The organism is Acinetobacter sp. UBA6571, assembly GCF_002434085.1.
Taxonomy (GTDB): Bacteria; Pseudomonadota; Gammaproteobacteria; order Pseudomonadales; family Moraxellaceae; genus Acinetobacter; species Acinetobacter radioresistens.
This window is the reverse complement of sequence record NZ_DJJJ01000055.1, coordinates 78,633-102,005: the sequence shown is the minus strand read 5'-3', so window position 1 is coordinate 102,005 and position 23,373 is coordinate 78,633. Positions and strand designations below refer to the sequence as shown.

Sequence of the window (23,373 nt, the reverse complement as noted above, 5' to 3'; positions counted from 1 at the left end):
GTATACAGGTCGTTCTACTGTCTGCTGAACAGCAGTTATCTGAAGGTAGCCGGGCACTGGTATACACCAGGCGCTCTATGGAAATCTTACAGTCTGCTGGCGCTGCCCAACGTATCATGCAAAAAGCCCTACCGTGGACACATGGCAACTCTATTTATAAAGGACAGGTGGTTTTTCGAATGGCTTCACCATCTGGCTCACATGATCAGTTCGCACCATTAAATAATCTGCAGCAGAACTGGTTGGAAAGTTACTTGCTTGAGACCATACATGAGCAGGATAATATTGAGATTCGCTGGGGTAATAAGGTCATTGCACATGAACAGAATGATGAAACAGTCACTTTAACCATCCATACTCCAGAAGGTGAATATCAGCATGAAAGTAGCTGGGTGGTTGCAGCAGATGGAGGACGCTCTGCATTACGCGAACAGATGAAGCTGCGGATGCAAGGCGCCAGCTATGAAGGCCGCTTTGTTATTGCGGATATTCGTATCAAGCTGGACTATCCGACCGAACGTTTGGCCTTTTTCTCACCGGACTGGAACCCGGGCAATACCATTCTCATGCACCGCGAACCAGATCATATCTGGCGTTTTGACTATCAGCTTGATCCAAGTATCAGTCCGGAAGAAGCACTCAAACCGGAAAATCTGAGCAAGGCTGTCAATGACCAGCTTAAAATGATTGGACAGGAACATTTACAGTGGGAAATGGACTGGAGTACCGTCTATTCGGCACGTGCGTTAACACTCGATAATTATGTACATAACCGCATTATATTTGTTGGTGATGCTGCACATCTGTTACCAATTTTTGGCGTGCGTGGTGCCAATACCGGCTTTCAGGATGCCAAAGATCTGTCATGGAAACTGGCCGGTGTAATTCAAGGCTGGGCATCCCGCGAGCTTTTAGAAAGTTATACCTTCGACCGGGTTGGAGCAGTGCGGGAGATTATTGCTGAGGCCGGGAAATCTACCCGCTTTATGGCACCACCCACCCAAGGCTACCGCTTGCTACGTAACGCAGTACTGTCTTTATCGCTAGAACACGAATTTGTACGTCCACTCTATCATTGGCGTACATCACGGCCACATGCCTATAGCTATTCACCTTTGAACAGTCAAAATGATGACAATGCCAGCATGAAGGAAATGACTGAAAATGGTGCCTTGATTCCTAATGTTAAAACTGTAGATGGTTCATTTTTGTATGACCGGATCGATGGTAAGTTCAACGTTCTGGTTTTCACAGAGCAGGGCGAACTTCCTGCCGGTCTTTATACTGAAATTAAAGCATTACAAGCCTGTGCTATTCCTGTGCAGATTATTGCACTTGCGCTGGATGGCCAGACAGTACATAACGCAGAGATGACTTTAAAGATCACTGCAGAACTTGCAGCAGAACATTTTTTTGCACAAAGTGGTTCAATTTACCTGATACGTCCTGATCATCATATTCATGGCCGCTGGCTGCATTATAGGAACTCTGCCATTACCCAAACTTTTGAGCAGTTTTGTCAGCTAACAAAAGGAGTAGCAGCATGAGTAATATTCGGATTGAAGACCTGGAACAGGTATATGACCATCTGGCAGAAAGTATTGATCATCTGGATGCAGAAAAACGTGAGCTGTTTCTGGTCAAGCTGGCTTTACTCAGTGCAAACCAGATTCAAGACAGCACTATATTTTTAAGACTGATTAACCAGGCGAAAGTATTTGAAGATTAATATCTGACTCTATAAGTATTTTAAAATACGGAAAGAAAAAATGAAAAGTACTTGTATTTCGTATTGAAAATATCTTTAATTTTTAATGATATAACTCGGCTGGTAAAGTTTAAAGCAAGCTAGTACAAGAAAAGAGTTTAAAATAAGAATCCCCTCAATAGAGGGGATTTTTTAAACCGGATATTTATTTAGACAATTGAATCATCCAGATTTGGTGCTAGCCAGCGTTTGGCCTCATCCAGCGTCCAGCCTTTACGTTTTGCATAATCTTCTAACTGATCCAGAGAAATCTTGCCAACATTGAAATACTGAGATTCGGGATGAGTATAATAGAAGCCGCTCACCGATGAAGGGGGCCACATTGCAAAGCTGGAAGTGAGCTGTGTACCAATCTTGTCAGTAGAACCCAGCCAGTCGAATAGAACCGCTTTTTCAGAATGCTCAGGACAGGCCGGGTAACCCGGTGCCGGACGAATACCGATATATTTCTCTTTAATCAGTTCCTCATTGCTTAGCTGCTCACTGGCCTGATAGCCCCAGAACTCTTTACGGATACGTTCATGCAGGTGCTCGGCAAAAGCTTCGGCAAAACGGTCACCCAAAGACTGAACCAGAATAGCACTATAGTCATCACCTTTAACTTTGTATTGATTGGCAAGTTCTTCAGCACCAAAAATTGAAACTGTAAAACCCCCCAGATAGTCCTGCGCCTGGTTCTCTTCGGTGACAATAAAATCTGCCAGAGATAAATTTGGCTTACCGGTAACTTTGTCTGACTGCTGGCGTAAATGCTCAAAATGATGTGTCGCAGTACCTTGTTCATCGTATACCGTGACAGTATCGGCAGCCGTACGTTTAGCAGGATATAAACCAAATACGGCCCGGGCATCAAAACGTTTATTCTCAATAATATCTTTGAGCATAATCTGTGCCTGCTGATACAAATCAGTTGCTGCTTCACCGACTACTTCATCTTCCAGAATTTTCGGGAATTTGCCTGCCAAGCTCCATGAAATAAAGAATGGAGTCCAGTCAAAATACTCAACCAGTGTTTCTAGCGGATACTGGGTAATGGTTTGAACACCGATAAAATTTGGCTGTGGTGGTACGTAGCCCGGAGCGATCTTGAAACCGTGCTTAACCGACTCGGCATAAGACAGTTTAGCTGCTTTTGGCTGCTTGTTCGCCAGGCGCTCGCGTACCTTAACATATTCATCACGGTGACCCTGTACAAAAGCAGGCTTCATTTCCGGCGAGAGCAGGGAAGTGGCGACCCCTACCGCACGTGATGCATCGGCAACATAAATGACGGCATCATTTGAATATTGCGGATCAATTTTTACAGCAGTATGGGCTTTTGATGTAGTTGCCCCGCCAATCATTAAAGGAATTTTAAAGCCTTTACGCTGCATCTCTTTAGCTACAAAGACCATTTCATCCAGACTTGGCGTAATCAGGCCTGACAGCCCGATAATATCAACTTTTTCATCAATTGCAGTTTGCAGAATTTTCTCTGCCGGCACCATTACGCCTAAATCTACAATGTCATAACCGTTACAGCCAAGTACTACACCGACAATATTCTTGCCAATATCATGTACGTCACCTTTGACTGTTGCCATCAGGATTTTCCCTTTGGCTTCACCAGCAGTTTTTTCAGCTTCAATATACGGGTTAAGCCAGGCTACAGCCTGTTTCATAACCCGAGCCGATTTTACAACCTGTGGCAAGAACATCTTGCCTGAACCAAACAGGTCGCCTACGACATTCATTCCGGCCATAAGCGGGCCTTCAATAACATCCAGCGGACGGGCAGACTTTAGCCGTGCTTCTTCGGTATCTTCATTAATAAAGGCAGTAATACCTTTCACTAACGCATACTCAAGACGTTTTTCTACCGGTTCGTTGCGCCATTCCAGATTTTCAGCTTCACGTTGGGTTCCGCCCTGACCACGATATTTCTCAGCAATACTCAGTAACTTTTCAGTGGCTTCCTGTCCGCTTTCTCCCTGATTGCGGTTCATCACTACGTCTTCAACCGCGTCTTTTAGCTCAGCCGGAATGTCATCATAAATTGCCAGCTGTCCGGCATTTACAATTCCCATGGTCAAGCCCTGCTTGATGGCGTAATAAAGAAAAACTGCATGGATTGCTTCACGTACCGGCTCATTACCGCGGAACGAGAAAGAAACGTTAGAAATACCGCCCGAGATCATGGCATTTGGCAGGTTCTGCTTGATCCACCCAGTAGCTTCAATAAAGTCCACACCATAGTTGTTGTGTTCTTCAATACCTGTCGCTACCGCAAAGACATTCGGGTCAAAAATAATATCTTCAGAAGGAAAGCCAACTTCATTGACCAGCACATCATAAGATCGTTTACAGATTTCTTTCTTGCGCTCAACCGTATCGGCCTGACCTTTTTCATCAAAAGCCATAACAATGACAGCCGCACCATACTGACGGCATAAACGTGCTTTCTCTACAAACTCATCATAACCTTCTTTCAGCGAGATTGAGTTTACTACGGCTTTACCTTGTACACATTTCAGTCCTGCCTCGATAATTTCCCATTTTGATGAGTCAATCATGATCGGTACACGGGAAATATCAGGCTCAGAAGCAATCAGGTTCAGGAATGTCACCATCGCATTTTGCGAATCAAGCATCCCTTCGTCCATATTGATATCGATAATCTGGGCACCGCCTTCGACCTGTTGACGGGCAACATCCAATGCTTCTGCATAATTCTCTTCACGGATCAGACGTGCAAATTTCTTTGAACCGGTTACGTTGGTTCGTTCACCTACGTTTACAAATAGTGATTCATCGTAAATATTAAATGGCTCCAGACCACTCAGTCGGCAGGCTGGTTTAATCTGGGGAATCTGGCGGGGAGCGATATCTTTTACAGCATTATAAATGGCTCGTATATGGTCCGGAGTCGTACCACAGCAGCCACCAGTAATATTGATTAAGCCACTTTCTGCAAATTCTTTCAGAAATGCAGCAGTTTCTTCCGGTGTTTCATCATAACCGCCAAAAGCATTGGGCAAACCGGCATTCGGATGAGCAGAAACAAATACATCAGCAACATCAGCCACTGTTTTAACATGTGGGCGCATGGCATCTGCACCCAAGGCACAGTTAAATCCGATTGAAAGCAGATCGCCGTGGCGCACCGAATTCCAGAAGGCTTCAGCAGTTTGTCCGGTCAGCGTACGTCCGGAAGCATCTGTGATCGTGCCGGAAATCATTAAGGGTAATTCATAACCTAATTCTTTAAAGACTTCCTTTACCGCAAAAATAGCTGCCTTACAGTTCAGTGTATCGAACACGGTTTCAATCAGAATAATATCTGCACCGCCTTCAATGAGGGCATGAGTCGCTTCTATATAATTTTCTTTTAGGGCATCAAAAGTAATATTACGAAACGCCGGGTTATTAACATCCGGTGATATAGAACAAGTACGTGAAGTAGGGCCAAGTACACCGGCCACAAAGCGCGGTTTATCAGGGGTTGAATATTTTTCACAAGCTGCTTTGGCCAGCCGTGCAGCTTCACGATTAATTTCTGGTACCAGATCTTCCATATGGTAGTCTGACATGGAAACGCGGGTACCGTTGAAACTGTTGGTCTCGATAATATCTGCACCAGCATCCAGATAAGCTTCATGTATGCCCTGAATAATTTGTGGCTGAGTCAATACCAGCAGGTCATTATTGCCCTTCAGATCATGGGCCCAGTCTGCAAAACGTTCACCACGATAATCTGCTTCCTCAAGCCTATGACGCTGGATCATGGTTCCCATCGCACCGTCAATAATCAGGATGCGTTTGGCAAGAAGCTCTTTTAGGGTGGCAAGCGTAGACATGAAGAGACCCCCAATGCGGATAACTGTAAAATGGGCGCTATTGTAACAGATTCAACTTATATAGTTATGCCTTTGCATGTTAAGCATTTCCTATAAGGATTGTGGCTATTCCTGATATAGCCGGCTACTTTTACCTGATTGGTCCTGTATTTTTTTCATGAAATTGCAATATCTTTGCAGCATAGTCATTAACTGAACATGAAACAAACAATTGGTGACTTATAGCTGTAATAATTCAATGAAAGTAATTTATTAGCCCGTAGCTTGTTCTTTTTTATTATTTTAAATATAAGTTATTGAATTTATAAATATAAAAAATAGTAGGAATAGAATGAGTACAAAGATATGGGTTCTAAGGATGACCTGAATAAGCTCAATTAGATGAAAATTGGCTTTATATGACACCCTTTTGTCATATAATTGTCACAATTTAAATAAAGAATAAGGGGATTTTATTATCCTCTTAAACCATCTAGATGAATTCGAATATTCCTCCCGATTCAGATCCAGTACTTCCCGTGGCATCCAGTAATGTACACGTGCCAACACCGAAGTTTTTTATGCCGGTGTTCCTGACGGTAATTGTTGCCACGCTAATCTATATTGGCTTTCAGGTAAATGCTGATCTGGCTCATGTTCCGCCGCTTGGTTTATATTCTATTATTCTGCTAGCCACTGCTTTATTGATTGCATTAGGCTTTGAATTTGTTAATGGTTTTCATGATACAGCTAATGCTGTAGCGACGGTTATCTATACCAATGCCTTGCCAGCACCTGTAGCTGTGATGTGGGCAGGCTTTTGTAATTTTCTTGGGGTAATGGTAGCAAGTGGGGCGGTCGCGTACGGTATTATTGCGCTGCTTCCGGTTGAGTTGATTATGAATGTCAGTAGCGGTGCCGGTTTTGCGATGGTATTTGCTTTACTGATTGCCGCAATCATCTGGAACCTCGGTACCTGGTTTCTTGGTATACCTGCCTCAAGTTCGCATACCCTGATCGGTTCAATCTTGGGGGTGGGTATCATGAACCATCTTCTAAATGCCGCGACCGGTGCCAGTGGTATCGATATGGATCAGGTCATCAAGGTGGGTAAGGCCTTACTGTTTTCACCACTAATTGGTTTCGCATTTGCTGCGGTATTGTTCCTGCTGGTTAAAAAGATCTTTAAGAAACAAATGGAACTGTTTCAGCCGCCAAAAGGAAACAAGCCGCCTCCACCACTGATCCGTGCCATCCTGATTTTTACCTGTACTGGTGTTAGCTTTGCTCATGGATCAAATGATGGGCAAAAGGGCATGGGCCTAATCATGCTGATTCTGATTGGTCTGGTACCTTTAGCGTACTCTCTGAATAAAAATCTGGATCAGGCACATTTACAGTCATTTGAACAGTTATCTACTCAAACTGCTTCTGCTATTTATGCTAATTATCAGGATATCCCGGATGAGCAGGCACGGACTGTACTGACCCGTTATATCCAGACCAAGGAAATTAGCCCTGAAGTAGTGCCAGCATTGGCAAGCCTGACTGACCATCTGGGTGAGCGTGTCGCAGCCTATGATAATTTAAGAGACATGCCTGAAGCAGTAGTCAGCGAAATTCGTAATGACATGTACCTGAGTACCACTACATTTAAGCGTCTAGATAAGGCAGAGGCGTTACCTGCGTTACCTGAAGCTCAGGATAAACTGGTAGATGAATATCGCGATAATCTGGATTCATTCCTGCAATATATTCCGACTTGGGTCAAAGTGGCAGTAGCCCTGGCACTGGGCCTTGGAACTATGGTGGGCTGGAAGCGAATTGTCGTGACAGTAGGTGAGCGTATTGGTAAGCATCATATGACTTATGGTCAGGGGATGTCTGCCGAGCTGGTAGCTATGTCTACAATTGCTGCAGCAGATGGCCTGGGTATGCCTGTATCGACTACACATGTTTTAAACAGTGCAGTTGCAGGTACCATGGTGGCTAATAAATCTGGCCTGAACTTTAATACTGTTAAAACCATTCTATCCGCATGGGTATTTACACTGCCAGCGACCATTTGCTTATCTGGCGGTTTATATTGGCTGTTTCTCAAACTATTTGTTTAATTAAAATAGACATTAAAAAAAGCTTTGCCTCGGCAAAGCTTTTTTTGTATCTGCTGTTGTTTGTTCAGAAAAAGCTTCAGCTTTTCTTTTTGAATTTTGAAAGAAGTTTTTCTACTGGCAGTTTATCTGAAGCCAAGCCATATAAGGCAGCAAAAGGTAGTGCAGTTCGTGCCAGATAAGCGACACGCCACAGACCGCCATGGTTAGCACCTTCCATCATCAGCTCTAAAGGATGTTCTAGTGCAGTGTCTGGATGTGCAGCTGAATCAGGATTGCGCAGATCGTGGATCCATAGGGCTGCCATGATGGCATTGGTAGTTTCAGGTGCAAATGCTTCTACATCAAATAAGCTGGCGCCAGTAAAGGCAGCCTTTAGTAATGGATTCTTGGTGACAGAATGCGTCGTGGTTGACGGGGCAATATTAATACTGACCTGTTGACCCTGATGGCGTGCGAGTACAGCGCGCCATTGTTGTAGGCGCTTGGCTAGTGCATAATTCGGGCCTTGTTCCAAGACCAGACAGTCAGTAATGCCGTAATGTTTACCATTATCTGACTTTACAAGTATTTGCTGGTTCTTCTGGAAAAAATGTTTCAAAGAAGCGGTTGAAATACCCTTAGTTAGAAGCTTTTGTAACTGCGAGCGGTGTTTGAACTTGTCAGATGCAGCTTGAGCAACTTCTTCCGGCACCGCATATACATCGGTCGGAGTACACATAAACATCAGGCTGGTATCCGGTTTATGCTGGCTGACATATTGCATGATGGCATCCATTGCCATAGAAACCCGTACATGTTTTTCACCATCCAGATAGGCGATAGCTGCCAAATCCAGTTGCTGCTTAAAGGTCACCAGCCACTGGCCAATCTCTGGTAACTGGGTCAACAGATTGGCTCCCAGATGCTCTTTTAGCTCGGAAATACTGGCCTGTTCGGGAAAAGGCTGATCGCTGGGTGCGATAAGCGTGGCATTTCCTGCTTCAATAATATTTAAAATTCTTTCCCATACCTGAGCCCGCGGCAAGTCAATAGCAACAATATTGGCTTTCCATTTGGCCAGCCAGGTTAATGGGCCGGCTTCAGAACCTGCACCAAGCAAAACCAGTGTCCGGTCAGACAGGTCAAACCATTCCGGATGTGCCACAGCCTGCTGCAAAGCTTCAGCATGACTTGCCTCAATGATGCCAGCTGCCAGCCATTTTTCTATCTGGCTGAGCAAACTCTGGCCCTGAAGTTTCTGGCCGTGATAAGGCACATACCATTCAGGAGTGTTATCGCTCTTGCCTTGGAACTTGACTGTATAAAGTTTTTTTTCTACAGGAATCTGCATCACATCCTTGAGTAAACAGGATTCACCTGCACGGTAAAATACAAAGCTATGATGTGCCTTATGTAAACCTTGCTTGGCAATAGTAATCGGATGATTAACCTGCCGGATACCCTGATACACCAGCGCTTTAAAATATTTTGGATATGTCTTGCGCCAATTTTTTTCTTTAGATGCCTGCTGTGAGCTGTCGGAATCGACCAGTGATAATGCTTCAGCAATAATTTCTTTACCGGTACGGGTCGTACTTGGCTTGTTAGAGCCTTCCTGTACGGGAAATTGTAAACCTTCAAGTGGGTTAGACATGCAAAATATCTCTTCGGATCATTGATTTAATATACAGTTGTATACATTATCTATGCCAGATTAGATTAAGGGGTGGCATTATGTGACAAAATTGCAAGAAAATAAGAAAACTCATTTGGTGAGTAAAGAGAGTAAAACCGTCTACCAGTAGAATGCTTTTCTCTATAAATAGATCAACCGTGAATTTGTCTGATCTGTTTTGATGACTAGAAATCGTTTGGATAATAATAAAAGCCACGCTGGTTCAAGCATAATACTTGCTTGTTCAGTATGAGCTACAGCTATTTAAACCTATTCAGCAGTTTACCGAAAAATAATAAAACTTCTTTTATGACTCAATCTTGGTTTTTGTTTTTATTATATTTATTTTTAAATATTTACTATGATGGTTGCTTTATGATCTTGTGGCTCAAGCCATGAATTAAAGTTTATAAAACAATATATGGTCTTTACTCTGTTCAGTTTTTTCTTTGTAAAATGAGCCAGTGAATGTAGTTATTTACTACGGTCAATAGTACGAAACCCGGTATGAGTCGTAGCAAGGTTAAATTCTTGTGGATGACGGCTACTTTTTCTATAACGGGCACAGTATTGACTGGCACAAAGAAAGGAGCCCCCCTTAATCACAAAGGATTGTGGGATATGCTGCGAAGTTCTTAACGCTGAATAATTTCCCATATGCTCATCATGAGCACCGGTATATACGGAACTGGTCCATTCCCATACGTTACCAATCATATCATAAAGCCCAAAGGCATTCGGGCTGAAACAGCCCACAGGGGCTATACCTTTAAAATGGTCTTCTTGGCTATTATGAAAGGGAAAATCACCTTGCCAGTAATTTGCATCAGGCCGGTGCTGATGATTACGCGGTTCATGTTTTAAGGGCACATCTGTCTCGTCATTACCTTTGGCTGCGTATTCCCATTCAACTTCAGAAGGTAAATCATGGCCGAGCCAGAGCGCGTAATGTTCAGCATCGTTTTTGGTAATATACCGTACTGCTTCGTTAGCGCGGGCAGGTGGACCCTCTGGCCCTTCAGGCAAGCGCCAGTTATAACCTGATTTAAGTTTCCACCACTGTTGTGGTGACTGCTCATCTGCTTCAAATACGGCAGCTTCGTTCTGTTTTTCGGCATCGGTAATATAGTGTGTAGCTGCTATAAAACTTGCAAACTGAGCCACAGTCACTTCAGTCTGATCAATCCAGAATCCTTTCACTTTCCTTTTTTGAGCCCCAAAATTGATCTCATCTGGATAAGCCAGTTCTGATCCTAATTTCACCTCGCCTTCAGGAATATATAACATCCCGGCATGTGCCTGTTCTAACCAGCCTGAAGGCAGTCCAGAATATGACTGACAGTATGTTATATTTCCCAGATTTAAATTTTTTTTATTTGTGGGGAGGCTACTTTGTTCGGTGTTATGGCAGCCTGCAAAAAGTAGACTGCACAGCCCTAATCTTAACGCTAATTTCATTTGCGGTATTCCAGTACACCATGCTGCTGTACATACTGCTGATAAAGTTGACTCAGCTTTTGAACCTGATCGGGATACTGCTCGGCAAGATTCTGATTTTCGCCGCGGTCATTTTTCAGATTATAAAGTTCCCACTGGCCTGTACCAAGTTCAGGTTTCGCCTGCAAGGCTATTTTCCATTCACCTGAACGTAGATATTTGTTGCCATGTAATTCATCCCCGAATATGAAATCGGCAGGGCGAACCGAGGCAGCTTTATTTTGTAGGAGTGCTTTCCATGAATAGCCATTTGGTGTGTTAATTTTTCTTCCCTTATATTCACTTTGCGGTACAGGAATGCTGGCGAAATCCAGTACAGTAGGCAGTACATCAAGTACTGAAGTAAACCCATGATATTTTTGTGAATCTGATAATACATTAGGGACTTTTATTATTGCAGGTGCAATAGTTGCGCCTTCACCAGCGGTTTCTTTCCATAGATGAAAAGGAGCAGCACTGACCTCTGCCCAACGTGGACCAATATAATGATAGGACTGTGCTGTACCAACAGCATTCAGAGAAGCATCGAAACTCGGATCGCTTACTCCGCGAATAGTACCTTCTGCACCATTATCAGAAACAAAAAAGATAAGGGTGTTATCATAAAGACGGTTAGCTTTTAAGTACTGGATAATTTTGCCAATATTAGCATCCAGGTTTTCTACCATACCCGCATAAACTTCCATTTTACGGGCTTCTATAGCTCTTTGTTCTGGACTCAGTTCAGTCCATTGGCCATAACCTAATTTATCAGTTGCCAACGGTGTGGCTGACTGAAAGTCAGGAGGAATAATACCGAGCTGTTTCTGGCGTTTAATCCGGTTTTCGCGGATGACCCCATATCCTGCATCATAAACGCCTTTATATTTATTGCTATAAGCTTCAGGCGCCTGTATGGGCCAGTGGGGTGCGGTGTAAGCTGCATAAGCAAAGAAAGGTTTGCCACTATTTTTGCCACTTTCCAGATATTCCAGTAATTTATCAGTAAAATAATTTGTTGAAAAAAAGTCATCAGGTAAATCTGCGATAGAAATAATTTTCCCGTCTTCTGTATAAGTCGCTGTGCGTTTAAATGCAGCAGGTGCGTCTTTAAAATGTAAATCCAAGCCCTGAAGCAAGGTGAAAGAGCGGTCAAATCCTTTGACATGAGCATTACTCTCAGGCGTCAAGCCTAAATGCCATTTTCCACTGATATAAGTACGGTAACCATGATCACGCAAGACTTCTGCAATTGATAAAGATCGCTCGTTCAGATAGCCCTCATAACCTGGTTGACCTTTTAAATGGGCAGGAGTGAGTTCTGCCATTGCACCAATTCCGGCCAGATGATGATCTGTACCTGAAATCAATTGGGAACGGGTAGGAGAGCAGGTTGCGGCTGTATGATAATCGGTAAGAATTTTACCCGCTTGCGCTAATGCATCCAGATTAGGCGTATGTATTTCACTGCCAAATGCTCCCAGATCTGAATAGCCTAAGTCATCTGCCATAATAAACAATATATTAGGCTGCTGTATTTTATTCTGTTTATTGTCTTCGTTTTTATCATCATTACAGCCAGACAGAGAAAAACTGAGTGCCAAACTGGTAAGGGTAAAAAATAGTTTAATTTTTTTCATAATCTAATCAAGTGGCAATAAGCTTGCTGCCAAGCCTAAGACAAAGCCACTCGTTGAAAAATGAATAAATTTTGCTTTAGTAAGTAAGAAAATTGCTTAGAACAATTGTCACTATACTAAGCAATTTTTTTAAGAAGAAATTTAATTGATTACTACATTCAGATTATTAAAAAGAAGGCAGTTGTGATAGTTTGTTCAAAAAGTGTGGAATCAGGCGTGGCTCAAGAATAACAGTCATTATCACCCCGTAAGCAGCACCCCATAAGTGAGCACTATGGTTAATATTACTGTTACCTCGCTTACCGGACCAGATACTGTACGCTATATATAAAACTGCAAAAATAATAGCGGGTACCGGAATAAAAAATACAAAAATCAGTTTCCAGGGCTCAAACAGGATGTATGCAAACAAAACAGCAGAAACTGCGCCGGATGCGCCTAAGCTGGCCCAACGGCTATCATTTTTATGTTTAAGGTAACTTGGCAGAATTGCAATGATTAATCCACCCAGATAAAACAGAACAAAGCCCAGATCATAAAAGTACTGTCGATAAAAGCTTTCAATAATACTGCCAAAGAAAAACAGGGTAATCATATTGAACAGCAGATGAGCGCCATCTGCATGCACAAAACCATGAGTAATAAAACGGTCATACTGACCTTTCTGCATGGCTGGTGGCCAGAAAATCAGGCGATTCATCAGGGCCTGATTGGAAAATGCCAGCAGTGAAACGATCACTGTGATAATAATCAGGGTAACGGTATGATTAAAAGGTAGACCTAGCATAAAATCTCGTATTCATTTGGATCTGTTTAAAGTCATCATGCCATTAAAACAGATCGTGGATGGGAGTTTCATAATAATTCCGACAATTTTAGTTGATTTTTTCGAAATCCCCCGCATCTTCAGTTAAAATACTTGCAATAGCTTGAGGAATAATTGTTATGTCGACTGAGACCAACAGCACTGCAGTAGCAGAAGAGATCCCGAACCTGTTAATTACTCCAAATGCACAAGAGTATTTGCATGATTTGCTAGAAAAGCAGAATACTCCGGGAATTGGTGTTCGTATTTTTGTAGAAAATCCGGGAACACCACGTGCTGAATGCTGTATGGCGTATAGTGCTCCGGAAGAGATTATTCCTACTGACTACAAACAGGATTATCCAGATTTTTCCGCATTTATCGATGCCCCGTCTATTCCATATCTACGTGATGCGGTTATTGACTACAATAAAGACCGTTTCGGCGGGCAGCTGACATTCCGTGCTCCAAACTCTAAAGTACCACGTGTCGGTCCAGATGCGTCAATCGAAGAGCGTATTACCTATGTACTCCAGTCAGAGATTAATCCGGGACTGGCAGGACATGGCGGTAACTGTGCCTTGGTGGAAGTGGTAGAAGATGAAGAACATGGCCTAACAGCTGTACTTAAATTCGGTGGAGGCTGCCAGGGCTGTTCAGCAATTGACGTAACCCTAAAACAGGGAGTAGAAACCACATTGAAACAGCATATTCCCGAGTTGTCACGCGTAGTCGACCAGACTGACCATAGTCAGGCGGAAGGCGCTTACTTTAAGTAAGTTTTACTTTAGGTCAGATATGTATCTAGAAACCTCCTTCGGGAGGTTTTTTTATAACCATAAGAAAATATAAATAATGAGAATTGTTATCAATATCATTCCTAATTTAAAAGTTTTTTGTTACACTGCGCAACATTAAATTTCATTTTTCTCCATAAATCCGTAATTTGGGGGCAGTAATGTCTAACCGTATGATGAAGTCTGTACTTACCGTTTCGATTCTCTCAGCTATGTTATCTGTAGCCAATGCAGCTGAAACAGACAAGGCTCAGCAGCAGGAAAATGAGAGCCAGCCACAGGATGCTGTCAAATTAGAAACTATGGTTCTTACCGCAGAAGAGCAGGTAAAACAGTCTTTGGGCGTTTCTATCATTACAGAAGAAGATTTAGATAAGTTACCCGTAACCAATGATATCTCGGAATATGTACGTCGTATGCCAGGTGTAAACTTAACCGGTAACAGTGCTACTGGCCAACGTGGCAATAACCGTCAGATCGATATTCGCGGAATGGGTCCTGAAAACACCTTAATTCTGATCGATGGCAAGCCGGTAAATTCACGTAATTCTGTACGTTATGGCTGGCGAGGTGAACGTGATACGCGAGGTGATTCTAACTGGGTACCAGTCAATGCAATCGAGTCAATAGAAGTATTGCGAGGTCCTGCTGCTGCCCGTTACGGTTCTGGCGCTATGGGAGGCGTGGTCAATATTAAAACTAAAAAAGTGACCAATCAATTACATGGTTCTATTGAAACTTATACCAACCAGCCAGAAAATAGTAAAGAAGGTGATACTAATCGTATAAGTGTCAATTTGAGTGGACCGATTATTCAGGATATTCTGTCTTATCGAATTTATGGAAATTATAATAAAACTGATAATGATGCGCCAGACATCAATCCTGTGGTGGGGTCAAACGGTTATCGTGCCGCAGGTCGTGAAGGGGTAGAAAATAAAGATATTAATGCCCGCTTGGCCTGGAAAATGACTGATCATCAACATTTGTTTTTTGATATAGGTTCGGGACGGCAGGGTAACCTGTATGCAGGTGATTCACAGAACAGTAATCTCGACCCGACTACTAATGACATCTTGTCTCAATTATTTGGTAAAGAAACTAATACGTTGTATCGCGATAACTATGCTCTGACTCATGAAGGAGAATGGAGTTGGGGTGATAGCAAGCTTATTGCTCAATTTGACCGTACCAAAAACAAGCGACTACCCGAAGGAACAGCAGGAGCAAGTGAAGGCCGTATTAACAGTCTGGAAGACCGGGTGACTTCTACCCTCGATACATTGCGTTTTAATGGAGAAGTCACCGTCCCTTTTGAACTGTATGTCCCGCAAAACCTGACGATAGGTGCTGAATGGGTTGAAGATGATTTTAGCGATCAGGAAAATACCAAGCAGGGTGATGGCTCTTATAGTGAAAATTTAACTACGGGAGACCGTAGCAAGATGAAGTCGCGCATAGCTTCTGGATATCTTGAAAACAATATGAAAATTACTGATGCTACAGATATGGTGGTCGGTATACGTTTCGATGACCATAACCGGTCAGGTTCCAATTGGAGCCCAAGTTTAAACCTCAGCCACAAACTGGGTGATTACTTCACTTTAAAAGGTGGTATTGCCAAAGCCTATAAGGCACCAAACCTTTATCAAAATGCGGAAGGATATTTGCTGGGTACAAGAGGAAATGGCTGTCCGATTGGTCTGAGTCAGTGTGTACTACAAGGAAATGCCAATCTAAAACCTGAAACTTCAATCAATAAAGAGATTGGTTTCGAATTTCAGAAAGATATTGTAAATGCCAGCCTGGCATGGTTCCGTAATGATTATGAAGACAAAATTACTTCTGGAGATGAAGTAACGCAGCAGGTAGTTATTGGGGATACAACCTATAATGTATTGCAATGGACTAATATTCCTAAAGCACTTATTCAAGGTCTTGAAGGAAGTATCAGTCTGGATTGGGGGAATGTAACCTGGACTAACAACTTTACTTACATGACTGACTCGGTAAACAAAAAGACAGGAAATCCTCTCTCGGTGGTGCCAAATTATACAATTAACTCTATTTTCAATTACGACATTACTGATGCATGGGATGTAAATTTTGTTTATACCCAGTATGGCCGTCAAAAACCGCGCCAATATAAAGAAACTTCGCTTGAAGATAAACAGGGTATAATTACTGAGAGTGTTAAAAGTTATGGTCTGGCCGGTATCAATACAGGCTATAAATTTAATGACAATTTCAGTGGCCGGATTGGTATTAGCAACCTGTTTGATGAGCAAAAACTGCGTGACAATACAGTAAATCAGACTTATAACGAACCTGGCCGTGCATATTATGCAAGCTTGAAGTACGAATTCTAAAATCTCTAAAAAAGCCGCTTTCAAAGCGGCTCTTTCAATTTATCCGTTTAAAATATTTTGAGCAGATTCGGAAGTATAAAACCGTTCCAGATATACTCTAGCCCGCTTACGCAGATATTCGGAACTGCACATCGTCTGAATTACTGGCTGTAACAGTTGTTGTAACTCATGCTGGATCAGTGACTCATCAATATTCAGGTCACGGAGTAAAAGATCAAAATTACGTTCCTGATTGCGGACGTACCAGGCATGTACACCATCATGGATCTGCTGTTTCAAATACTCGCTCTGGCGCATAAAGTCCCAGATTTCATGCCCCAGCTTCACAGTATTGGGTAAGTCCTCAACTTCAATATATTGCCGTAAAACACTTAAAGGCTGTTTTTTAATTTTATGCCAGAGATTGGCCTGAAAATGATAGAGCTTGTCATTATTGAAATGCTGGTTCAGCACATGTTCACTCATCTGGCTGAGTTTCAATATATTTTTTTGCAAATAATGATGGATTGTATCATCCAGACTGCTATCAGTAACAGTTTCCAGGACTGATTTTCCCATTTTCATAAAACGGCTTACACCCGGCACCTTTTTTGAGACTATAGAGTTATCCAGATAATCCTGAATGGCATGCTGAATGAGCTGAGTAATCATGGCAGAAAAAGCCGGACTATTTACGACGCTTTTAATGAGGCGTTCACGATGCTTACTTTTGCTGGCTACATATTGGGCAATACGATCAACTGTCAGTACTGGAATAACATCTTCTATTCTAGTCGAATCGTTACACGGATGAATCAGTGCAAAACGGATATGTTCAGCAATCTGTTCAATCAAAAAACTGCTGGCGGGTGTGGCCAAAATCTGCTTATGTAATAAATGATTAATCTCTTCAAAAGACCAGAGATCCTGTAAACGCTGCTTTCTGAACCATTGATAAAAACTGCTAAATTCCAGCGCAATAGTTTCAGGTAAACTAAATTCATGTTGTAAAAAATCAAGATGAGCTTCGATCAGCTGTTCGGTTTTTGTGGCTATTGTCATAATCTTTTTTCTATGGCCTAAGGTTGAGTGGGCTGAGTATTTAACGGTTTTTTCAGATTCCGGGTCTTCGCCAGAAAAGGCAGGTAGTGCTGGATGACTAGCTGTTCTGCCTCCATGATGGGCATATGGCCGACCTGGTCCAGAATTACGGGCGGTTCCGCGTGTTTTAATAGTGTTTTTAACTCTTCGGCAACCTCAACATTAATGATTCTGTCCTGCTTACCCCAAATAATCAAACTCGGTGCATCAATAGTTCGGGCTAAGAGTGCAAAAGACTGCGGTGTATAGGTACGATTTAAAGCCACCAGCTGGTCTACCATTTTTGCTGTTTGTGGTGCCTGAGCAATCATGATCTGTTCTTGCGCCTGCTTGTAACGGCGTGGCAAGAAGGGAGGGTTCTGCATTACAGTTTTGAGCAGATAGTTAAAATCTCCAGGTTTAGAAACCACCAGCTGTTTAAGGTAAGCCGGATTATGCAGATAAGGCGTTTTGGCATTTCGAAATACGCCACCACTACTGACCAAAAATAGGCTCTGGGTTTCAAAAGGATATTGGGCTGCATATAGCATGGCAATTGCACCACCCAATGAATGCCCAGCAAGATGCACCTGGTTTGGAATATTAGCTGCCTCGACAAAACGGCGTAACTGCTCGGTAATGTGCGGAACAGACATATCAAAATCTGCTGGGGTCCGGGTTTCACCTCCTGTAGGCAAATCTGGAATGACCACATGATAATGCGGCGTTAAATAATGAGCCAGCCGGTTCCAGTTGTCACGGCTTCCGGAAAGACCGTGCAGGAGGAGTAGCGTGGGCTTGTCAACCGGTCCGCCTTCACTGTAGGACCAGGTCACTTCACCGACTTTCAGGGTTTTACTGCGTAGCCCGGCCCAGCTCCGTTCTTCCTGTAAGGCCTGCTGAAATTCTTTCTGTAATTCTTCATTTTGGGCAATTGCAGTTGGACTTAATATACTTAAACAGCTTCCGAGCAAAATCATGGCAACTGTAGAGGAAAATTTAAAAGTACGCTGCATGCTTGAGCCTGTCATTTATCGGACTTCCCTGAAAAGTTACTCATTATATAAAAAAATCGCTATTGTTATCGACTCTGGCACAGATAGCATACCTGACTGACAACTAATCAGATAAAATGCAGTCAATTCCGTCAGCAGGAAAATAGCGGGTCTGATCATACAGTGTCTTTTATTTTGACAAAGTATTGATACGTAACTATATGAATCAATCATTATAAAAACGTTTCATTCATGAAGTTCGTTAAAAAAGTACGTGATACTCTATTTTTTGTCAGTGACATTCAAAAATTGCAGGATTAAAATATTTTTTAACATTTAAAACAGATGGGAAATAGAATGCTAACTGCCCAAGAAGCTTTAGAACGCCTCAAACAGGGAAATCAACGTTTTGTGAAGGGAGAGACGACTCACCCCAAGCTTCTGTCACATCAGGAACGTGCAGAGATGGCAGAAGACCAGAATCCGTTCGCCATTATTCTGGGCTGTTCTGACTCACGTGTTCCGGCAGAAATGGTATTCGATCAGGGCCTCGGTGACCTGTTTGTTATTCGTGTAGCTGGTAATATTGTTGCACCTTCGCAGGTAGGAAGTGTCGAATTTGCTGCAGAGCGTTATGACTGTGCTGTAGTTGTGGTACTAGGCCACAGTCATTGTGGTGCAATTCAGGCCACTATTAATGCTCTGAATAATCCGGATCAGGAACCTTCCATGAACCTGATGTCAATTGTGAACCGTGTACGGCCTTCAGTTGAAATCCTGATGCAGACCGAACTTAAAAATGATGTTAAGAAACTGTCCAAGCATGCAGTACGTTCTAACGTGTTCGCATCAGTTAACCAGTTGCGTCATGGTTCAGCCGTACTGGAAAGCCTGATTGCTAAAGGTAAGATGATTGTTGTAGGGGCAGAATATTCACTCGAGACAGGTGAAGTAGAGTTTTTGGATTTCTAACACAGAAAAATATTTAATCAGGCCTGGTATGTAATGACATACCAGGCCTTTAATTTATAGTGCGCCCTTAATATAAGGGTAAGCATTGTTGAGTAGTCTCATTTGGGCCTTGCTATTGGGGTGTACCAGATCTGCCTGCATCAAGGTTTTATTGCCAGCAATTCCTTCCATAAAAAATGGCATCAATTTTACCTGATACTGCTGGCTGACTCTTTTATAAGTATTTTCAAAACTCTGACTATAAGCCGCGCCATAGTTTGGGGGTATCTTCATGCCAAATAGCAGCACTTTGGCTTTTGAAGCTTTTGCCTGCTGTACAAGTTGTCCAAGATTTTTCTCAATCATCTGTGGTGGCTGTCCACGCAGACCATCGTTCCCGCCCAGCTCAATCACGACCACATGGGGTTTATAGGTTTGTAAAAGCTTTGGAAAACGGGCCAGAGCACCACTAGTGGTTTCACCGCTGACGCTTGCATTGACCACTTTGTGCTGTTTCGGGTACTGTTGGTCAAGGCGCTTTTGCAATAACTGAACCCATCCCTGTTCCGGTTTCATACCATAACCGGCACTGATACTATCGCCTAAAACCATAATAGTTTTAGCTGACGCCATTAGCGGAACTGCAGCCAAGCCTGCAATAGCCAGACGTTTAAGAATTAAAGACCACAATTTTCGATTTTGCATATCAGGAATTTTATGAATCAGGCCAATTTGCGATCTTCCATCATGCCACAACCGATTATTTCTGCCCAGCAGATCACACAAAGCATCCAACTGCCGCATCAAAATTTAACAATTCTAAAAGAGGTTAATTTACAGATTATGCCGGGAGAGCAGGTGGCTATTACAGGTCGCTCTGGTTCGGGTAAATCGACATTGCTGGGTATTCTGGCAACACTGGATCAGGCCAGTTCTGGTGAACTGATTATCTGCGAAGAAGAAGTTCATCGGTTAAATGAAGAGCAGCGTGCTCAGGTGCGCCTGAAATACATTGGCTTTATTTTTCAGTCTTTTCAGTTATTGCCAGCCTTAACTGCTGTCGAGAATGTGATGTTACCACTCAGGTTACAGCCAGACTTCCATTACCAGACAGCTGAACAAAGGGCTTTAAAACTTCTGAAAAGGGTAGGGCTTGAGCGACAGGCCGGTCAGACTCCAAAAGTACTTTCGGGCGGCGAGCAGCAACGTGTTGCCATTGCACGGGCACTCATCAGTGAGCCTGCGATCATTTTTGCCGATGAGCCAACAGGCAACCTCGACGGACAGACAGCTGAAGAAATTGAGCAGTTACTGTTTGAACTGAACCATGAACTGGGCACTACACTGGTACTGGTTACTCACGACCCTGAACTTGCCCGACAGTGCCAGCGTCACTTCGAACTGGTGAATGGCCATCTGATTGAAAAGACTTCAGGAGATACCCATGTTAAGTCCGGTGCTTAAACCGCTATTAACACAGAGCTTTCGTAGCAGTGGTATCTATCTGTTGATCATTGCACTGGTTCTGGCCATCAGTGCCACAACCGCAGTTAAATTCAGTAATCAGCAGGTACAGCAGGCGGTTGCCTTACAGGCAGCGGAAATGCTTGCCGCTGATCTGGTGCTAAGTGATACCGCGCCGCTCGAGCAAAAATGGTTCCAGCAGGCCCGGCAGCTGGGTTTGGCACAGTCAAAGGTTACTGTATTTAGCTCAATGGTCCATACGGATGACCAGTTTGTTATGGTTAATGTTAAGGCCATAGATCAGGCCTTTCCTTTGAGAGGAGAACTGCAGAGTACCTCTGCTGCTCAAACTCCCAATCCGGGAGAAGTCTGGCTTAGCCCACGTGCCTTGGAACTATTAAAGGTAAAAGTAGGTGACCAGATCCAGATTGCAGATGGCAGTTTTAACGTTGCAGCAAAAATTGTTAAAGACAGCAATCAGGAATTAGGATTTTCGGGATTTTCACCCACTGTCATTATTCACCAGCAAGATATCGCACGTACAGAAGCTATTCAGGTGGGTAGCCGGGTACAGTACCGTTTATTGATGGCCGGATCACCGCAACAGGTACAAGCTTTTGAAAAAGGTTTTGAACAGCTCACCGGACAAAAGCAGAAAAATAAAATTGATACAGAACAGGCAGGGGAAACTACCAGCCTGCAGTTGCGTAATGCGGGTGAAGCCAATACACGTCTGATGAAACCGCTTGAGAATCTGGATACCTTTTTGCAACTGGCAAATATTCTTACCATTTTACTCTGCGGTATTGCTATCGCGCTCACTAGCCAACGCTATGTCATGCAAAACCAGGACCATCTGGCGCTGCTGCGCTGTCTGGGTGCTTCCAAACATAGTATTTTATGGGCTTATCTTATACTGCTGGTGATTATCATGCTGATTGCCATCAGTTTTGGCGCAATACTGGGAATTGGACTTGGTTATGGCTTGCTTCAGTTGATGCTGCAGCTCATCCCTAATTTGAACATCCAGTTTTCGGCACTGGCCATGCTACAGGGCCCGTTGCCTGTAGCCATGTTTACCAGTGCCATTGTGTTGTTGGGTTTTATCGGACCAAGCTTATGGCAACTCTTGAATACGCCCCCTATTCGGGTGATTCGTCAGCAGGAAAAATCGGTTATCTCTATTCTGGTCATGCTTTCCACCGGGCTATTAAGTCTGGTGATCTTTAGTGTGGTACTCACAGAAAATCTGCGACTGACGGCATGGGTAATGCTGGCGATTATCCTGTTATGTACAGTACTTTACGGCTTAGTCTGGCTTATTTTGAAAATATTAAAAGCAGCAAAAGGCCGGATTTCAGCTTATGTACGTACACCCTATCAGACTGCTTTGCAAATAACAGCGCTGGCCTTGGGTTTAAGCCTGATCACGGTGCTGGCCGTATTGCGTACCGATATGCTGGAGCGCTGGCAGCAGCAACTCCCTGTAGATACACCGAACCAGTTCGTTTATGGCTTGCCTCCTTTTGACCTTGAACCATTTCAGCAACAGGTTCGACAAAATGGTTGGGCTGGAACAGCACTTTATCCAAATATCCGGGGACGTTTGACTGAGAAAAATGGTCAGCCTTTCTCAAGTGAACTTATTCAGAAAAGTAACTCCTTGCAACGTGAACTTAATCTTACCCAGACAAAGCAATATCCGGCAGATAACCGGATTATTGAGGGAGCTGCTTCATTTAGCCGGATTGGACAGGTTTCAGTTGAAGCAAAAACAGCAGAAGAGTTAGGAATCAGGGTCGGGGACGAGCTGGGTTTTAGTTTGCCAGAAGGCCTGTTAAAAGCCCGGGTCATTAATCTGAGAACCGTTGAGTGGGAAAGTTTCAGTCCTAATTTCTTCTTTATTTTTTCACCAGACACAATAGATGAAAATGCAGGCAGTTATCTGGGCAGTTTTTATGTACCTGAAGAAGACAGGCCTAAACTGGTTAATCTGATTCAACAATTTCCGAATACGGTTTTTATTGATGTCAGTATGATTCTGGAACAGGTTAAACAGCTGGTAAATGTTCTGGTACAGATTATTACTGTACTGGCAGTACTGGTGAGTATCTCCGGTTTTCTGGTACTGCTGGCATGTCTAAACCTACTGATGGACGAACGTAAGCAGGAAGTTGCGCTATTACGTTCTTTTGGCAGTTCAAAACATAAATTAAAACAGATGCTGAGTCTGGAAATTGGATTAATCGGTTTTATTTCCGGAGCGGTCGCTTGTCTGTTTGCAGAGGTGATCAGTGCAATTGCCAGTTACCGTATGGAGTTGCCGATACAGTTACATGCTGAAATCTGGCTATTTCTACCACTTGTCATGACAGTCGTATGTGCCATCATTGGCCGATATCGCTTGAGCTATCTCTGTGATATTCCACCATTAGAGAGTCTGCGCTCGATTAATCAGTAAAAGTT

Annotated in this window: 16 protein-coding genes; 8 read left to right on the top strand and 8 right to left on the bottom strand. The window is 43.2% G+C overall.

Annotated elements, in window-relative coordinates:
* Positions 1 to 2 precede the first annotated feature (2 nt).
* Entirely contained in the window at positions 3 to 1,547 is a 1,545-nt protein-coding gene (locus B3X18_RS10540; protein WP_228133328.1) for an FAD-dependent monooxygenase, read from the top strand.
* Entirely contained in the window at positions 1,544 to 1,729 is a 186-nt protein-coding gene (locus B3X18_RS10535) for a hypothetical protein (RefSeq protein ID WP_005019038.1), read from the top strand. The genes B3X18_RS10540 and B3X18_RS10535 overlap by 4 nt, the downstream gene beginning before the upstream one ends.
* Before the next feature lie 188 nt (positions 1,730 to 1,917).
* Here B3X18_RS10535 and metH read toward each other — a convergent pair whose 3' ends face one another.
* A complete protein-coding gene (gene metH, locus B3X18_RS10530; RefSeq protein WP_034670568.1) occupies positions 1,918 to 5,604 on the bottom strand; it encodes a methionine synthase in 3,687 nt (1,228 codons plus the stop codon).
* Positions 5,605 to 6,080: 476 nt separating this feature from the next.
* Between metH and B3X18_RS10525 the strand changes: the two genes are divergently transcribed.
* A complete protein-coding gene (locus B3X18_RS10525; RefSeq protein WP_034670566.1) occupies positions 6,081 to 7,697 on the top strand; it encodes an inorganic phosphate transporter in 1,617 nt (538 codons plus the stop codon).
* Between the two features lie 76 nt (positions 7,698 to 7,773).
* Here the strand turns inward: B3X18_RS10525 and B3X18_RS10520 are convergent, their stop codons facing one another.
* The 4 genes from B3X18_RS10520 to B3X18_RS10505 form a co-directional block, all read right to left on the bottom strand.
* Positions 7,774 to 9,330: a hypothetical protein gene (locus tag B3X18_RS10520; RefSeq protein ID WP_005027327.1), complete on the bottom strand. Its 1,557-nt coding sequence runs from the start codon at positions 9,328 to 9,330 to the stop codon at positions 7,774 to 7,776.
* Between the two features lie 495 nt (positions 9,331 to 9,825).
* Positions 9,826 to 10,809 (bottom strand): SUMF1/EgtB/PvdO family nonheme iron enzyme, encoded by a 984-nt coding sequence (locus tag B3X18_RS10515; protein ID WP_286935554.1) that lies wholly within the window; start codon positions 10,807 to 10,809, stop codon positions 9,826 to 9,828.
* The gene (locus tag B3X18_RS10510; protein WP_005027322.1) at positions 10,806 to 12,467 is read right to left on the bottom strand and encodes an arylsulfatase; all 1,662 of its coding nucleotides are present in this window, start codon (positions 12,465 to 12,467) and stop codon (positions 10,806 to 10,808) included. Before B3X18_RS10510 ends, B3X18_RS10515 begins: the two co-directional genes overlap by 4 nt.
* A gap of 166 nt (positions 12,468 to 12,633) precedes the next feature.
* Positions 12,634 to 13,254, bottom strand: coding sequence for a rhomboid family intramembrane serine protease (locus B3X18_RS10505; protein WP_005019051.1), 621 nt, complete (start codon positions 13,252 to 13,254; stop codon positions 12,634 to 12,636).
* Positions 13,255 to 13,412: 158 nt separating this feature from the next.
* On the opposite strand from B3X18_RS10505, the gene nfuA reads away from it, so the two are divergent.
* Both nfuA and B3X18_RS10495 read left to right on the top strand, forming a co-directional pair.
* On the top strand, positions 13,413 to 14,051 hold the full coding sequence (gene nfuA, locus B3X18_RS10500) for a Fe-S biogenesis protein NfuA (RefSeq protein ID WP_005027320.1): 639 nt from the start codon (positions 13,413 to 13,415) through the stop codon (positions 14,049 to 14,051).
* Positions 14,052 to 14,230: 179 nt separating this feature from the next.
* On the top strand, positions 14,231 to 16,438 hold the full coding sequence (locus B3X18_RS10495; protein ID WP_005027318.1) for a TonB-dependent siderophore receptor: 2,208 nt from the start codon (positions 14,231 to 14,233) through the stop codon (positions 16,436 to 16,438).
* A 39-nt stretch (positions 16,439 to 16,477) separates the two neighbouring features.
* Here B3X18_RS10495 and B3X18_RS10490 read toward each other — a convergent pair whose 3' ends face one another.
* Complete coding sequence (locus B3X18_RS10490; RefSeq protein WP_005027316.1) at positions 16,478 to 17,479, bottom strand: hypothetical protein; 1,002 nt, start codon at positions 17,477 to 17,479, stop codon at positions 16,478 to 16,480.
* A gap of 17 nt (positions 17,480 to 17,496) precedes the next feature.
* The gene (locus tag B3X18_RS10485; RefSeq protein WP_005027314.1) at positions 17,497 to 18,528 is read right to left on the bottom strand and encodes an alpha/beta fold hydrolase; all 1,032 of its coding nucleotides are present in this window, start codon (positions 18,526 to 18,528) and stop codon (positions 17,497 to 17,499) included.
* A gap of 321 nt (positions 18,529 to 18,849) precedes the next feature.
* Here B3X18_RS10485 and B3X18_RS10480 point away from each other — a divergent pair, with 321 nt between their 5' ends.
* Positions 18,850 to 19,464, top strand: a complete 615-nt coding sequence (locus B3X18_RS10480; RefSeq protein WP_005019060.1) for a carbonic anhydrase — start codon at positions 18,850 to 18,852, stop codon at positions 19,462 to 19,464.
* 54 nt (positions 19,465 to 19,518) lie between these two features.
* On the opposite strand, the gene B3X18_RS10475 is transcribed toward B3X18_RS10480, so the two are convergent.
* Entirely contained in the window at positions 19,519 to 20,076 is a 558-nt protein-coding gene (locus tag B3X18_RS10475; protein WP_372410819.1) for an arylesterase, read from the bottom strand.
* Between the two features lie 84 nt (positions 20,077 to 20,160).
* On the opposite strand from B3X18_RS10475, the gene B3X18_RS10470 reads away from it, so the two are divergent.
* Together B3X18_RS10470 and B3X18_RS10465 are read left to right on the top strand one after the other, a co-directional pair.
* Positions 20,161 to 20,907, top strand: a complete 747-nt coding sequence (locus tag B3X18_RS10470; protein WP_005027311.1) for an ABC transporter ATP-binding protein — start codon at positions 20,161 to 20,163, stop codon at positions 20,905 to 20,907.
* Positions 20,888 to 23,368: an ABC transporter permease gene (locus B3X18_RS10465; protein ID WP_101161182.1), complete on the top strand. Its 2,481-nt coding sequence runs from the start codon at positions 20,888 to 20,890 to the stop codon at positions 23,366 to 23,368. Before B3X18_RS10470 ends, B3X18_RS10465 begins: the two co-directional genes overlap by 20 nt.
* Positions 23,369 to 23,373 lie beyond the last annotated feature (5 nt).

Excerpts from the sequence above, each read along its gene's own strand:
- nfuA (WP_005027320.1), top strand. The coding sequence starts at position 13,413 with ATGTCGACTGAGACCAACAGCACTGCAGTAGCAGAAGAGATCCCGAAC.
- B3X18_RS10520 (WP_005027327.1), bottom strand. The coding sequence starts at position 9,330 with ATGTCTAACCCACTTGAAGGTTTACAATTTCCCGTACAGGAAGGCTCT.
- B3X18_RS10480 (WP_005019060.1), top strand. The coding sequence starts at position 18,850 with ATGCTAACTGCCCAAGAAGCTTTAGAACGCCTCAAACAGGGAAATCAA.
- B3X18_RS10465 (WP_101161182.1), top strand. The coding sequence starts at position 20,888 with ATGTTAAGTCCGGTGCTTAAACCGCTATTAACACAGAGCTTTCGTAGC.
- B3X18_RS10505 (WP_005019051.1), bottom strand. The coding sequence starts at position 13,254 with ATGCTAGGTCTACCTTTTAATCATACCGTTACCCTGATTATTATCACA.
- metH (WP_034670568.1), bottom strand. The coding sequence starts at position 5,604 with ATGTCTACGCTTGCCACCCTAAAAGAGCTTCTTGCCAAACGCATCCTG.
- B3X18_RS10485 (WP_005027314.1), bottom strand. The coding sequence starts at position 18,528 with ATGACAGGCTCAAGCATGCAGCGTACTTTTAAATTTTCCTCTACAGTT.
- B3X18_RS10490 (WP_005027316.1), bottom strand. The coding sequence starts at position 17,479 with ATGACAATAGCCACAAAAACCGAACAGCTGATCGAAGCTCATCTTGAT.
- B3X18_RS10515 (WP_286935554.1), bottom strand. The coding sequence starts at position 10,809 with ATGAAATTAGCGTTAAGATTAGGGCTGTGCAGTCTACTTTTTGCAGGC.
- B3X18_RS10535 (WP_005019038.1), top strand. The coding sequence starts at position 1,544 with ATGAGTAATATTCGGATTGAAGACCTGGAACAGGTATATGACCATCTG.
- B3X18_RS10525 (WP_034670566.1), top strand. The coding sequence starts at position 6,081 with ATGAATTCGAATATTCCTCCCGATTCAGATCCAGTACTTCCCGTGGCA.
- B3X18_RS10475 (WP_372410819.1), bottom strand. The coding sequence starts at position 20,076 with ATGGCGTCAGCTAAAACTATTATGGTTTTAGGCGATAGTATCAGTGCC.
- B3X18_RS10470 (WP_005027311.1), top strand. The coding sequence starts at position 20,161 with ATGAATCAGGCCAATTTGCGATCTTCCATCATGCCACAACCGATTATT.
- B3X18_RS10510 (WP_005027322.1), bottom strand. The coding sequence starts at position 12,467 with ATGAAAAAAATTAAACTATTTTTTACCCTTACCAGTTTGGCACTCAGT.
- B3X18_RS10495 (WP_005027318.1), top strand. The coding sequence starts at position 14,231 with ATGTCTAACCGTATGATGAAGTCTGTACTTACCGTTTCGATTCTCTCA.